The sequence below is a fragment of the Pseudonocardia sp. genome (genome assembly GCF_025965585.1).
Classification (GTDB): Bacteria; Actinomycetota; Actinomycetes; order Mycobacteriales; family Pseudonocardiaceae; genus Pseudonocardia.
This window is the reverse complement of the sequence record NZ_JAOPWR010000026.1, coordinates 1-12,490: the sequence shown is the minus strand read 5'-3', so window position 1 is coordinate 12,490 and position 12,490 is coordinate 1. Positions and strand designations below refer to the sequence as shown.

At 74.0% G+C, this 12,490-nt stretch carries 14 protein-coding genes and 1 pseudogene; 7 read left to right on the top strand and 8 right to left on the bottom strand.

What is annotated here, in order from left to right:
- A pseudogene (locus JWR81_RS01335) lies at positions 1-315 on the top strand (hypothetical protein); the annotation flags it as partial.
- Between the two features lie 26 nt (positions 316-341).
- Positions 342-740: a large conductance mechanosensitive channel protein MscL gene (gene mscL, locus JWR81_RS01330; protein WP_297645682.1), complete on the top strand. Its 399-nt coding sequence runs from the start codon at positions 342-344 to the stop codon at positions 738-740.
- A 22-nt stretch (positions 741-762) separates the two neighbouring features.
- On the opposite strand, the gene JWR81_RS01325 is transcribed toward mscL, so the two are convergent.
- Positions 763-927: a hypothetical protein gene (locus JWR81_RS01325; protein ID WP_297645680.1), complete on the bottom strand. Its 165-nt coding sequence runs from the start codon at positions 925-927 to the stop codon at positions 763-765.
- 34 nt (positions 928-961) lie between these two features.
- Between JWR81_RS01325 and JWR81_RS01320 the strand changes: the two genes are divergently transcribed.
- Complete coding sequence (locus tag JWR81_RS01320; RefSeq protein ID WP_297645675.1) at positions 962-1,402, top strand: hypothetical protein; 441 nt, start codon at positions 962-964, stop codon at positions 1,400-1,402.
- An 11-nt stretch (positions 1,403-1,413) separates the two neighbouring features.
- Here the strand turns inward: JWR81_RS01320 and JWR81_RS01315 are convergent, their stop codons facing one another.
- A complete protein-coding gene (locus JWR81_RS01315; RefSeq protein WP_297645673.1) occupies positions 1,414-1,908 on the bottom strand; it encodes a molybdenum cofactor biosynthesis protein B in 495 nt (164 codons plus the stop codon).
- 79 nt (positions 1,909-1,987) lie between these two features.
- Here JWR81_RS01315 and JWR81_RS01310 point away from each other — a divergent pair, with 79 nt between their 5' ends.
- Positions 1,988-3,052, top strand: coding sequence for an NAD(P)-dependent oxidoreductase (locus JWR81_RS01310; protein WP_297645671.1), 1,065 nt, complete (start codon positions 1,988-1,990; stop codon positions 3,050-3,052).
- A 103-nt stretch (positions 3,053-3,155) separates the two neighbouring features.
- On the opposite strand, the gene JWR81_RS01305 is transcribed toward JWR81_RS01310, so the two are convergent.
- Both JWR81_RS01305 and JWR81_RS01300 read right to left on the bottom strand, forming a co-directional pair.
- Positions 3,156-4,172: a sensor histidine kinase KdpD gene (locus tag JWR81_RS01305; RefSeq protein WP_297645669.1), complete on the bottom strand. Its 1,017-nt coding sequence runs from the start codon at positions 4,170-4,172 to the stop codon at positions 3,156-3,158.
- The gene (locus tag JWR81_RS01300; protein WP_297645668.1) at positions 4,169-4,909 is read right to left on the bottom strand and encodes a response regulator transcription factor; all 741 of its coding nucleotides are present in this window, start codon (positions 4,907-4,909) and stop codon (positions 4,169-4,171) included. Before JWR81_RS01300 ends, JWR81_RS01305 begins: the two co-directional genes overlap by 4 nt.
- Before the next feature lie 144 nt (positions 4,910-5,053).
- Between JWR81_RS01300 and JWR81_RS01295 the strand changes: the two genes are divergently transcribed.
- Genes JWR81_RS01295 through JWR81_RS01285 form a run of 3 tightly spaced genes read left to right on the top strand, consistent with a single transcriptional unit; the run spans position 5,054 to position 7,081 of the window.
- Positions 5,054-5,701 carry a glycosyltransferase family 2 protein gene (locus JWR81_RS01295; RefSeq protein WP_297645666.1) on the top strand — a complete coding sequence of 216 codons (648 nt, stop codon included), beginning with the start codon at positions 5,054-5,056 and terminating at the stop codon, positions 5,699-5,701.
- Positions 5,698-6,417: a DUF2064 domain-containing protein gene (locus tag JWR81_RS01290; protein ID WP_297645664.1), complete on the top strand. Its 720-nt coding sequence runs from the start codon at positions 5,698-5,700 to the stop codon at positions 6,415-6,417. The genes JWR81_RS01295 and JWR81_RS01290 overlap by 4 nt, the downstream gene beginning before the upstream one ends.
- 34 nt (positions 6,418-6,451) lie before the next feature.
- Positions 6,452-7,081, top strand: coding sequence for a class I SAM-dependent methyltransferase (locus tag JWR81_RS01285; RefSeq protein WP_297645662.1), 630 nt, complete (start codon positions 6,452-6,454; stop codon positions 7,079-7,081).
- A gap of 272 nt (positions 7,082-7,353) precedes the next feature.
- Here the strand turns inward: JWR81_RS01285 and JWR81_RS01280 are convergent, their stop codons facing one another.
- From JWR81_RS01280 to JWR81_RS01265, 4 genes are all read right to left on the bottom strand, one after another.
- Positions 7,354-8,724, bottom strand: a complete 1,371-nt coding sequence (locus JWR81_RS01280) for a cell wall metabolism sensor histidine kinase WalK (protein ID WP_297645684.1) — start codon at positions 8,722-8,724, stop codon at positions 7,354-7,356.
- Between the two features lie 65 nt (positions 8,725-8,789).
- Positions 8,790-9,491 (bottom strand): response regulator transcription factor, encoded by a 702-nt coding sequence (locus tag JWR81_RS01275; protein WP_297645660.1) that lies wholly within the window; start codon positions 9,489-9,491, stop codon positions 8,790-8,792.
- A gap of 56 nt (positions 9,492-9,547) precedes the next feature.
- The gene (locus JWR81_RS01270; RefSeq protein ID WP_297645658.1) at positions 9,548-10,408 is read right to left on the bottom strand and encodes an NAD(P)-dependent oxidoreductase; all 861 of its coding nucleotides are present in this window, start codon (positions 10,406-10,408) and stop codon (positions 9,548-9,550) included.
- Between the two features lie 187 nt (positions 10,409-10,595).
- On the bottom strand, positions 10,596-12,490 hold a 1,895-nt coding region (locus tag JWR81_RS01265), incomplete at its 5' end, for an excinuclease ABC subunit UvrA (RefSeq protein WP_297645656.1).

The following is a 12,490-nucleotide window of genomic DNA, read 5'->3' as shown; positions in this document are numbered from 1 at the left end:
CCGCTGACCGACGCGCGCCTGGTCGGGGCCGGTCCCGCTGCGGGCGCGGGCCCCGACGGCGCGGCCGTGCCCATCCGGCTGGCCGACGCCGGCGTCGCCGCCCTGCTCGTGCCCGGCAGCCGCGTCGACGTGGTCACCGTCGGCGGGAGCACCGACCGGCCCGTGGTGCTCGCCTCCGACGCGTCGGTGCTGGCTGTGCTCGCGGAGGACGCCGGCGGCCGGGGCAGGCTCGTCATGGTGGCGATGCCGCGGGAGATCGCGACGCGCGTGGCCGCCGCGTCTTTGTCGCAGCAGGTCGCGGTTACCCTCCGCTAGCCCGACATCCGTCCGAGAGAGGCCACATGATCAAGGGTTTCAAGGACTTCGTCCTGCGCGGCAACGTCGTGGACCTCGCGGTCGCGGTGGTCATCGGTGCGGCGTTCGGCGCCATCGTCACCGCGTTCACCGACAAGATCATCCAGCCGCTGATCAACGCGATCACGCCCGGCAACGTCACCGGGGGTCTGGGCGTCACGCTGCGCGCGGGCAAGGCGAGCACCTACATCGACGTCGCCGCACTGATCAGCGCGGCGGTCAACTTCCTGCTCGTCGCCGCGGTCGTCTACTTCGTGATCGTCGCGCCGCTCAACGCGCTCAGGGCCCGCCGCAAGAGCGGCGAGGAGGCCGGGCCCGCCGAGCCCACCGACGTCGAGCTGCTCATCGAGATCCGCGACCTGCTCAAGCAGCTGCAGCGCACCTGAGCCGACGGCACGCCGGGCCGGGCTACTCCCGGTCGTGGTGGGGCGGGCGGTCGGCGAGCAGCTGCTCGTCGCCGCCTGCGGGCGAACGGGGCCCGTCGTCGTCCCGCTCGTCACTCGTGGTGCTCGGCAGCACCTCGCCGAACACCTCGTCCAGTCGTCTGCGCACCTGATCCGGCAATTGACCCACCCGTCCATCCTGCACCGGTGCGACGATGGGGTGCATGGGTATCACCGAGAAGGCCAAGGAAATCGCAGACGTCGCCCTCGAGAAGGCCGGCCTCTACTCCGAGAAGGCGTCCGCGAAGGCGTCCGAGCTGGCCGAGAGGGCCGGGGAGAAGGCCACTGAGCTATCCGGCGTGGCGCGGGAGAAGGCGCCCGGCTACCTCGACCGCGCCACGGAGCTCGCCGGCAAGGCCGTCGACGCCACCGCCGCAGGCGTCGACAAGGCCACCAAGGGCCGCTTCCACGAGCAGATCGACACGGCGCACGGCAAGGTCGGCGAGACGCTCGACCGGGCCCGCGGCGCCGCCAACAAGGGCGACGAGCCGTCGGCGCCGCCGATCACGGGTGGCCTGGGCACGCCGGTCCCCGACGCCGACACGGCGCAGGGCCCGCTCATCACCCCGGCCGCGACCAACCCGGACGAGGACGCGAAGGGCTGACCCGCCCGGGCTCAGTCGAGCCCGGACAGCTCCGCGATGACGTGGGCGACGAGCGGTGTCAGGGTGGCCATCCCGTCGCGCACGGCCGCACGCGACGGCGCGAGGTTCACGACGAGCGTGCTGCCCGAGACGCCGACGAGCCCGCGCGACAGTCCGGCGTCCACCGCGCCCGCGGCGAGGCCGGACGCGCGGATGGCCTCGGCGATGCCGGGGATAGGACGGTCGAGCACGCCCGCGGTGGCGTCGGCGGTGACGTCGCGCGGGGAGACGCCGGTGCCACCGACGGTGACCACCAGGTCGACGCCGCCGATCACGGCCGTGTTGAGGGCGTTGCGGATGGCGACCGGGTCGCCGGGTACGACCACGACCGCGTCGACGACGAGACGGGCCTCCTCGAGCAGCTCGGTGACCAGCGGTCCGATCGAGTCGCTGCTCTCCCCGTGGCTCACGCGGTCGTCCACGACCACCACGAGGGCTCGGCCGATCTGGGGTGGGGCCATCTCCATGCGCTCACCGTAGCGGGGCGGGTACGGGGCACTCACGCCGCCGGGCGATCACGGTGCGGCGCGGCCTACGCTCGCCCGGGTGCGCATCCTGATCACGGGTGGCGCGGGCTTCATCGGCTCGCACGTCGCCGACCGTCTCGCGGCCGACGGACACGACGTCGTCCTGCTCGACGCCCTGCTCCCCCAGGCCCACGGGGCAGGTGGCGCCCCCGCGTGGACGCTCGACCACGAGTTCGTCGAGGGCGACGTCCGCGACGCCGACCTGCTCGCCACGCTGCTGCCCGGTGTGGACGCGGTCTGCCACCAGGCGGCGATGGTCGGGCACGGCGTCGACCCGTCGGACGCGCCGCTCTACGCCACCCACAACGACTACGGCACCGCCGTGCTGCTGGCCGCGATGCACGCCGCGGGCATCGGGCGGCTGGTGCTGGCGGGGTCGATGGTGGTCTACGGCGAGGGTCGCTACACGTGCGCCGAGCACGGCGTGGTGCGATCGGGCCAGCGGCGCGCGGTGGACATCGAGGCGGGGAGGTTCGAGCCGCCGTGCCCGGTGTGCGGGATGCCGCTGGCGTCGAGCCTGGTGGGCGAGGACGCCCCGCTCGACCCGCGCTCCACCTACGCCGCCACGAAGCTCGCCCAGGAGCACCTGGCGGCGGCGTGGGCGCGGCAGACCGGGGGGTCGGTGTGGTCGATGCGCTACCACAACGTCTACGGCGCGCGGATGCCCCGCGACACCCCCTACGCCGGCGTGGCGTCGATCTTCCGGTCGGCGCTGGAGCGCGGCGAGGCCCCCCGCGTCATGGAAGACGGCGGGCAGCGCCGCGACTTCGTGCACGTCAGCGACATCGCCCGCGCCAACGCCCTCGCGCTGGCCGCGAACGCCGGCGACGGTGAGCTGGTGCCGGTGAACGTGTGCTCCGGCGAGCCGCACACGATCGGCGACCTGGCCGCCACACTGGCCGAGGCGATCGACGGCCCCGCCCCCGCGGTGGTCGGCGGGGCCAGGGCGGGCGACGTCCGCCACGTAGTGGCCGACCCGGCCCGGGCGCGGGAACTGCTGGGCTTCCACGCCGCCGTCCGTTTCGCCGACGGCGTCCGCGCCTTCGCGTCCGAGCCCCTGCGCTCCTCGGTGAGGGCGGGCTGACCCCCCGATCCGCGCGCGATTTTGCGTCGTCGCACCCTCCGTGGACGGTGCGAGGACGCAAGATCGCGCGCAGGTCGGGGACACGTCCGCTGCAGGGGAGGCGTCAGGGGCGCGTGGCCAGCGGGAGCCGGATCTCGAACCGGCAGCCGGGGCCGTGGTTGCGCGCGCGGATCTCGCCGTGGTGGGCCTCCACGAGCCCGCGTGCGATGGCCAGCCCCAGCCCGCCCCGGGACTGGTCGTCGGGCGTACGGGCCGCCGCCCCGCGGAACGCCACGTCGAACACCCGGTCGAGGTCGTCGTCCGGGATGCCGCCGCAGCCGTCGTCGACGCGCAGCCAGGCCCGGTCGTCGCTCACCCCCGCCGCCACGACGACGGCGCCGTCGGGCGGGGTGTGCCGGATCGCGTTGGACAGCAGGTTGCGCACCACGCGGGCGAGCTCGGGGTCGCTGCCCAGCACCACCGGCCACCTGCTGTGCTCCTCGGCCCGCACCCGCACGCCCTTGCGCGCGGCGGCCACGCCCTCCACCGCCACGGCCTCCGACACGACCTCGTGCAGCGGCACCGCGGAGAGCGTCAGCCGCAGGGCGCCGGAGGTGATCCGCGAGAGCTGGAACAGGTCGTCCACCATGCCGGACAGGCGCATGGTCTCGCCCTGGATCCGCTTGGCGTAGATCGCGATCTCGTCCGGTTCGACGACGACGCCGTCGACGAGCGCCTCGGTCATCGCGCGGATGCCGGCGAGCGGGGTGCGCAGGTCGTGGCTGATCCAGGCCACCAGCTCGCGGCGGGACTGCTCCGCCGCCCGCTCGGCGTCGTGGGCCTCGTGCAGCCACATGACGTCACGGGCGATGCCGCGGCCCAGCATCATCGCCGCCGGGATCGTCACGGCCGCCACCACGGCGCACACGACCACGGCCCCGGCGAGCTGCGGCGTGTACATGAAGCCGCTGACCCCGATGACACCGACGAGCGCGGCCGCGACCGGCACGAGCACCAGGACGGTGACCGCGGCCGTGATCGAGCGATGCCGCATCCGGTGCAGCAGCAGCGCCCCGAGCAGTGCCACGGGCACCGAGAACGCCAGTGCCACGGGGATCACCGCGAGAGCCTGCCCGATCATGGTGAGTGTGCCTCGGCCGCGGCGTCCGGGGGGCGCGCGGACGCGCCGTCGTAGCGGTAGCCGACGCCCCACACCGTCGCGATGCGCGTGGGGTTGGTGGGGTCGGACTCGATCTTCTCCCGCAGCCGCCGGACGTGGACGGTGACGGTGGACTGGTCGCCGAAGTCCCAGCCCCATACGCGTTCCAGCAGCTCGGCGCGGGTGAACACCTGTCCGGGGCGGCGGATGAGGAACGCCAGCAGGTCGAACTCGCGCACGGTCAGGGCCAGCTCACGCCCGGCCAGCGACGACCGGCGGCCCGGAATGTCGACACGCAGGTCGCCGTCGAGGATCGGTTCCGCGCCGCCGTCACGAGCGGGGATCTCGCGCGACCGGCGCAGCACCGACGCCACCCGCAGCACCAGCTCGCGCGGGCTGAACGGCTTGGTGACGTAGTCGTCGGCGCCGAGCTCCAGCCCGAGGACGCGGTCCTCCTCCTCGCCGAGCGCGGTGAGCATAACGATCGGCACACCGATCGCGTCGCGGCGCAGCCGGCGGCACACCTCGAGACCACCGAGGCGGGGCAGCATCAGATCGAGCACCACCACGTCGGGGACGCGGGCCACGACGGCACGCAGCGCCTGCTCACCGTCGCCCGCCACCTCGACGCGGTACCCGGCCCGGTCGAGGTAGCGCGTCACGACGTCGCGCACGGTCACGTCGTCGTCCACCACCAGGACCAGCGGCCGGTCGGTCATGACGGGTGCCCCATGCCATGCAGGTTACGGCGCGACAGCCGGCGAACCGCGTTCGTCCCGGGACCGTAAGCCCTCCATGCGATGTCACCGATCGGTAAGCCGTCTCGCCGAGCGGGAAGGCATCGACCGCCCTAGCTTTCGACCATGCACGGCATGATCGACCTCATTCTTCCGTGCCTCGACGAGGTACAGGCTCTCCCCGGGGTGATCCGCGCTCTCCCTCCCGGGTTCCGCCCGCTGGTGGTGGACAACGGCTCCACCGACGGCACGCCGCAGGTGGCCGCCGAGCTGGGCGCCCTCGTCCTGCACGAGCCGCGTCGCGGGTACGGCGCGGCCGTCCACACCGGGCTGGTCGGCGCCACGACCGAGGTCGTCGCGTTCATGGACGCCGACGGCTCACTGGACCCCGGCGAGCTGCCGGGGATGGTCGGCCTGCTCTCCGACGTGGACCTCGTCGCGGGCCGTCGCGTGCCGGAGGGACGCGGGGCCTGGCCGTGGCATGCGCGAGCGGGCAACGCCGCCATCGCCGGCCTGCTGCGCCGCCGGGGCATCCCGGTGCATGACATCGCGCCGCTGCGGGTGGTGCGCCGGCAGGCGCTGCTCGACCTCGGCATCACCGACCGGGCGTTCGGCTACCCGCTGGAGCTGCTCGTCCGGGCCGGGGCGGTGGGCTGGCGGATCCGCGAGGTCGACGTGACCTACCGGCCGCGGACCGGCGGGAAGTCGAAGGTCTCGGGGTCGGTCCGCGGCACGCTGCGCGCCGCCCACGACATGGCGTCGGTGCTCCGGTGACCCTCACCGGCGGCACCGGGCCCGTCGTCCTGGTGCTCGCGAAGGCACCGGAGCCCGGACGCGTCAAGACCCGGCTCTGCCCTCCGCTCACGCCCGACCAGGCCGCCGACCTGGCGGCCGCGGCGCTGCTCGACAGCATCGCCGCCGCGGCCGCGGTGCCGGGCGCGCAGCCCGTCGTCGTGTTGACCGGGCTGCTGGAACGCGCCGCGCGCCGCGCCGAGATCGGTGCGGTGCTGCGCGCGATGGCCGTGATCTCCCAGCGCGGCGACGGGCTCGGCGAGCGCATCGCCGCCGCCCACCGCGACGCCGACGCGGCCCAGCCCGGACGGCGCACGCTGCAGATCGGCATGGACACCCCGCAGGTCGACGCCGCGCTCTTGCGGGCGGCCGACGACGCCCTCACCGCCCCCGGCGTGGACGCGGTGCTCGGCCCGGCCGTCGACGGCGGCTGGTGGGCGCTGGGCCTGCGCAACCCGCTGGACGCCGCGCTGATCGCGGACGTCCCCACCTCGCGCGACGACACCGGCCGGCTCACGCTCGCGGCGCTGCGGGCAGGCGGGCTCCGGGTGCACCTGCTCCCGGAACTGTCGGACGTGGACACCGCCGCCGATGCCGCTGCGGTCGCCGCGGCGGCCCCTCGGTCCCGTTTCGCCGCGGCCGTCGCCTCCCTGCCGATGGGCACCCTGGAGCGCCACCGCGCGGAGCGGCGCGCATGACCGTCCGATGTCGTCGTCCTGGCCGGGAGGCCTCGTGACCACCGCGTTCGCCCGGGCCCTGGCCGGTCACCAGGCCGAGCTCGTCCGCAGCGACGGCGGCGTCGCCCCGCTCGACGTCGAGCGCTGGCGGGGCGCCGCGGCCGGCGAGGACCGCTGGCTGCTCGGCCGGTGCCGCGGCGCCACCATCGACCTGTGCTGCGGTCCGGGCCGGCTGCTCGAGGCGCTGGCCGCGCGCGGGGTGCGCGCGCTCGGCATCGACCTGGCGCCGGAGGCCATCTCGCAGTGCCGGCGGCGCGGTGTACCCGCCGTGCACGCCGACGTGTTCGCGCCACTCCCCGACGAGGGCAACTGGTCGCACGCCCTGTTGGCCGACGGCAACCTGGGGATCGGCGGCAACCCCGTCGCGCTGCTGCGCCGGGCGGCGGACCTGATCTGCCACCTGGGTTCGGTGATCGTCGAGCTGGACGTCTCCGAGCCCGGCCTGTGGTGTGGGCACGCGCAGGTGCGCAGCAGACACGTGGTGGGCAGGCCGTTCCCGTGGGCGGCGGCCGGGATGGCGGCGCTGCCGCGGCTGGCCGGGCACGCGGGCCTGCGCCCGAGCGTGATCTACCGCGGGCGCCGCAGCTTCGCCGAGCTCGTGCCGGTGGGGTCCCGGAAGGCCTGAGGCCGGTCCCCCGCGCTGCTGCCGAGGGGGACCGCGCCGGCGCGGGGAGGGGGTGCCGGCGCGGGGAGGGGGTGCCGGCGCGGTCCCGGCGTTCCCCCGCGGGGCACCACGACGAGAACGTCGGCAACGGGAGCATCTGCGGCGACGGGCGTCAACCGCGGCGCCGCCGGATCGGCGGACATCCACTGTGGAGCCGTCAGCCGGTGGTGCCGGTAGGTCGGACATCCTGCCCACGAGCCGGACGCACCGCCCGAAGGGCGCGTTCGGAGCAGTCAGCAGGGCCGGCGTCCCGGCAGCCGCAGCACGAGCAGCGCCCCGCCCTCGGGCGCCCGCCCGGCCCAGACGGCACCGCCGTGGCGCACCGCGACCTGCCGGACGATGGCGAGCCCCAGGCCGGAGCCGGGCATGGTGCGGGAGGTGTCGGCGCGGTAGAAGCGGTCGAACACGTGCGGGAGGTCCTCCTCCGCGATGCCGGGGCCGCAGTCGGCCACCTCGAGCACCATCGACCACTCGTCCAGCGGCCGCATCTGCACGCGCACCTGCGCTCCCGCCGGGCTCCACTTCGCAGCGTTGTCGAGCAGGTTGAGCACCGCCCGTTCCAGCGCGGTGGTGTCGCCTTCGAGCGTCCACGGCACGAGCATGGACACGAACTCCACGTCACCCGCGCGGCGCCGCGCCCGCTCCAGTGCCCGGGACACGACATCGGTGAACTCCACCGGCTCGTGCACGACCGTCGGTGTGTCGTCGCGGGCCAGCTCGACGAGGTCGCCGACCAGCGTGGACAGCTCGGCGACCTGCGCCTGGACGTCCTCGAGGATCTCGGCGCGGTCGCTCGCGGGGAGCTGCGGCGCGCCGGGCCTGCTCGCCGCAGCGAGGAGCTCGAGGTTGGTGCGCATCGACGTCAGCGGGGTGCGCAGCTCGTGACCCGCGTCGGCGACGAGGCGCCGCTGCTGCTCCTGCGACGCCGCGAGCCCACCGAGCATGTCGTTGAAGCTGCGGGTGAGGCGGGCGAGCTCGTCGGTGCCGTCGACCGGGATGGGTTGCAGGTCACCGGTGGAGGCGATGCGCTCGGTGGCGGCCGTGAGCCGGTCGACCGGCCGCAGCCCCGCGCGGGCGACGGCGACGCCGGCCAGCGCCGCGAGCAGCACACCGATGCCGCCGACGATCGGCAGGGCGACCGCGAGCCGGGTGACCACCTGCTGGGTGGGATCGAGACGCTGGCCGATCACCAGCGCCTGCCCCGGGCCGGCCGGGACCGCCACCACGCGGTAGGCAACCCCGTTCGTCGAGGCGGTGCGCACCGACTCGGACGAGAACCCGCGCGCGACGGCCAGCTCGTCGTCGCCCAGCGGCGGGGCCGAGGCCGGGCCCTGTGCCGACGTCGCGGTGCCGTTGGCGAGCACCAGAGCGAGCTTGATGTCGGCCGCCCCGAACACCTCGGTGGGCACGGTGGCGAGCTGGCGCGGGTCGAGGTTGCTCTGCGCGGCCGCCGTGGCGCGCTGCAGGAGGTTGGCGTCGAGGGTGTCGATCAGGTTGGCGCGCACCGTCAGGAACGCGGCGCACGAGACCAGTACCACGGCGAGCGCCGCCACGAGCGCCGCGAGGATCCCGATGCGGGCGCGCAGGGAGAAGTGGTCGAGCACCTCGACGCGAGGGGTGGAGCCGTCCGGGCGGCCCTGCCGCTGGGCCGCGGTGCCGTTCCGGAGGCTCACGGCGGGGTGTCGCGCAGCACGTACCCCACCCCGCGCACGGTGTGTATCAGCCGCGACTCGCCCTCGGCCTCGGTCTTGCGCCGCAGGTATCCGATGTAGACCTCCAGCGCGTTGCCGGTGGTCGGGAAGTCGTAGCCCCACACCTGCTCGAGGATCTGGGAGCGGGTGAGCACGCGCCGGGGGTGCGCGAGCAGCAGCTCCAGCAGGGCGAACTCGGTGCGGGTGAGGCTGATGGCGCGGTCGCCGCGGCGGACGTCGCGCGTGTCGGGGTCGAGGCTGAGGTCGCCGAACTCGAGCAGCTTGCTGACGCCGCCGACGGCCGCGGCGATCTCGTCGGGCGTGCGGCGGCGCAGCAGCGCCCGCAGCCGGGCGAGCAGCTCCTCCAGCGCGAACGGCTTGGGCAGGTAGTCGTCGGCGCCCGCGTCCAGGCCGGAGACCCGGTCGGACACGGCGTCGCGGGCGGTGAGCACGAGGATCGGCAGGTCGTCGCCCCCGCTGCGCAGCCGCCGGCATACCTCCAGCCCGTCGAGACGGGGCATCATCACGTCGAGGACCATCGCGTCGGGGCGCTGCGCGAGCACGGAGTCGAGTGCTGCCTGCCCGTCGTTGGCCAGCTCCACCTGGTAGCCGTTGAACGCGAGCGAGCGGCGCAACGACTCCCGCACGGAGCGGTCGTCGTCCACCACGAGGATGCGCATGACGGCCAGTGTGGACGCCCCGTCTGAGACGCGCCTGAGAGCCTGCTGTGCGCGGGCTACCGGAAGCTGGCGAGGTAGTTCGCGGCCATGTCGTCGTCGCCGTGGCCGGCGTCGGCGGCGCGGTGGTAGCGGGCGGAGGCCGCCGCGGCGACGTCCAGCTCCACACCCGCGCCCTTCCCTGCCGCGACGACGAGGTCGGCATCCTTGGCGGCGTTGGTGACCGAGAAGTTGGGCGCCCAGTCCTCGGCGAGGATGGCCTTGGCCTTGTTCTGCAGGTAGGGCAGGTCGAGCGGGCCGCCGGCGACGGAGTCGAGAAACGCCTGGGGGTCCACATCGAGGCCCTTGGCCAGCGCCACCGCCTCCGCCGTGGCCGCGGTGACCGCGAGCACCCAGCTGTTGACCACGAGCTTGAGCCGGCTCGCCGGGAGCCCGGCGGCGTCGTCGGCGACCCAGGTGGTGGTCTTCCCCACGGCGTCGAACACGGGCTGAACGGCGTCCTTCGCTGCGGCGGGCCCTGCGGCGAGCACCACGAGCTGGCCCGACTCGGCGGGCTGGCGCGTACCGACCACCGGCGCGTCGACGAACAGCAGGCCGTGCTCCTCGGCGAACGCGACGAGGTCGTCCTGGTCGACGCCGGCGGTGGTGGTCTGCGCCCACACCTGCCCGGACGCGAGCCCGTCGGCCGCCTGCTCCATGACAGCGAGCACGTGGTGGCCGTCGCCGAGCATCGTGACCACGACGTCGGCGCCGCGCACGGCCTCGGCCGGGTCGGCGGCGAGGGTGGCGCCGGCGTCGGCCAGCGGCTGAGCCTTCTCGGGCGAGCGGTTCCAGACCTGCAGCGGCAGGCCGGCGGCGAGGATGTTGTGGCCCATCCCGGCACCCATGATCCCGGTGCCGAGCAACGCGACAGTCGTCATGGTCGCGAGGCTAGGCCGCGCAGCGCGTCCTCGCAGGGGGCGTGTCCACCTCGCAGGGGCTGCAACCTCTGCGAGGACGCAGCAGGCCCGCGACACCGCCGCTGCGCTGGCGGACGCGTTCGCTCCCGTTCCACCCGAACCGAAAAAGATGAGAAGACTCGTCTCACGGTGTCCGCGAGGGCCTCGGTCAGGTGCTGACGTAGGCCGCGAGGTGCGCGCCGGTGAGGGTGGATCGGACGGCGACGAGGTCGGCGGGTGTGCCCTCGAAGACGATCCGGCCGCCTTCGTGGCCTGCGCCGGGGCCGAGGTCGATGATCCAGTCGGCATGCGCCATGACCGCCTGGTGGTGCTCGACGACGATGACCGACTTGCCGGAGTCGACGAGCCGGTCGAGCAGGCCGAGCAGCTGCTCGACGTCGGCGAGGTGGAGGCCGCTGGTAGGCTCGTCGAGGACGTAGACGCCGCCCTTCTCGGCCATCCGGGTCGCCAGCTTGAGCCGCTGCCGCTCGCCGCCGGACAGCGTCGTGAGCGGCTGACCGATGGTGAGGTAGCCGAGCCCGACGTCGGCGAGCCGGTCGAGGATGGCGTGCGCGGCCGGCGTGCGCGCCTCGCCTGCGCCGAAGAACTCCCCGGCCTCGGTCACCGACATCGCGAGCACCTCGCTGATGTCCCGGCCGCCGAGGTGGTACTCCAGCACCGCCGCGTCGAACCGCTTTCCCTCGCACAGCTCGCAGGTGGTGGCGACGCCGGCCATCATCGCCAGGTCGGTGTAGATGACGCCGGCGCCGTTGCAGGTGGGGCAGGCGCCCTCGGAGTTGGCGCTGAACAGTGCCGGCTTCACGCCGTTGGCCTTCGCGAACGCCTTGCGGATCGGGTCGAGCAGTCCGGTGTACGTGGCCGGGTTGCTCCGTCGCGAGCCGCGGATCGCGCCCTGGTCGATCACCACCACCCCGTCCCGGCCGGTCACCGAGCCGTGGATCAGCGAGCTCTTGCCCGAGCCCGCCACGCCGGTCACCACGACCAGCACGCCGAGCGGGATGTCGACGTCGACGTCCCGCAGGTTGTGGGTGCCGGCGCCGCGCACCTCCAGTGCCCCCGACGCCGTCCGCAGCGACGGCTTCAGGGAGGCGCGGTCGTCGAGGTGTCGCCCGGTGAGCGTCCCACTGGCCCGCAGCCCCTCGACGGTGCCCTCGAACACCACCTCGCCACCGGCGGTGCCGGCGCGCGGGCCGAGGTCGACGACGTGGTCGGCGATCGCGATCACCTCCGGCTTGTGCTCCACGACGAGCACCGTGTTGCCCTTGTCGCGCAGCTGCCGCAGCAGGTCGTTCATCCGTGCGATGTCGTGGGGGTGCAGCCCGATGGTGGGCTCGTCGAAGACGTAGGTGACGTCGGTGAGCGAGGAGCCGAGGTGGCGGATCATCTTGGTGCGCTGCGCCTCGCCGCCCGACAGCGTGCCCGACGGCCGGTCCAGCGAGAGGTAGCCCAGCCCGATCTCCACGAACGAGTCGAGGGTGTGCTGCAGCGTCCTGAGCAGCGGCGCCACCGACGGCTCGTCGAGGTCGCTCACCCACGCGGCGAGGTCGCTGATCTGCATCGCGCAGGCGTCGGCGATGCTGATCCCCTCGATCTTCGACGAGCGGGCCGCCTCGGTGAGCCGGGTGCCGCCGCACTCGGGGCAGGTGGTGAAAGTGACCGCCCGCTCCACGAAGGCGCGGATGTGCGGCTGCAACGAGTCGACGTCCTTGGAGAGCATCGACTTCTGGATCTTCGGGATCAGGCCCTCGTACGTCAGGTTGATGTTGTCGATCTTGATCTTGGTCGGCTCCTTGTGGAGCAGGTCGTCGAGCTGCTTCTTGGTGAACTCGGCGATCGGCTTGTCCGGGTCGAAGAAGCCGCAGCCGCCGAAGATGCGGCCGTACCAGCCGTCCATGCTGTAGCCGGGGATCGTGAGCGCACCCTCGTTGAGCGACTTGCTGTCGTCGTACAGCTGGGTCAGGTCGAGGTCGGTGACCGAGCCCCGGCCCTCGCACCGCGGACACATGCCGCCGGTGATGCTGAAGCTGCGGCGCTCCTTCACGG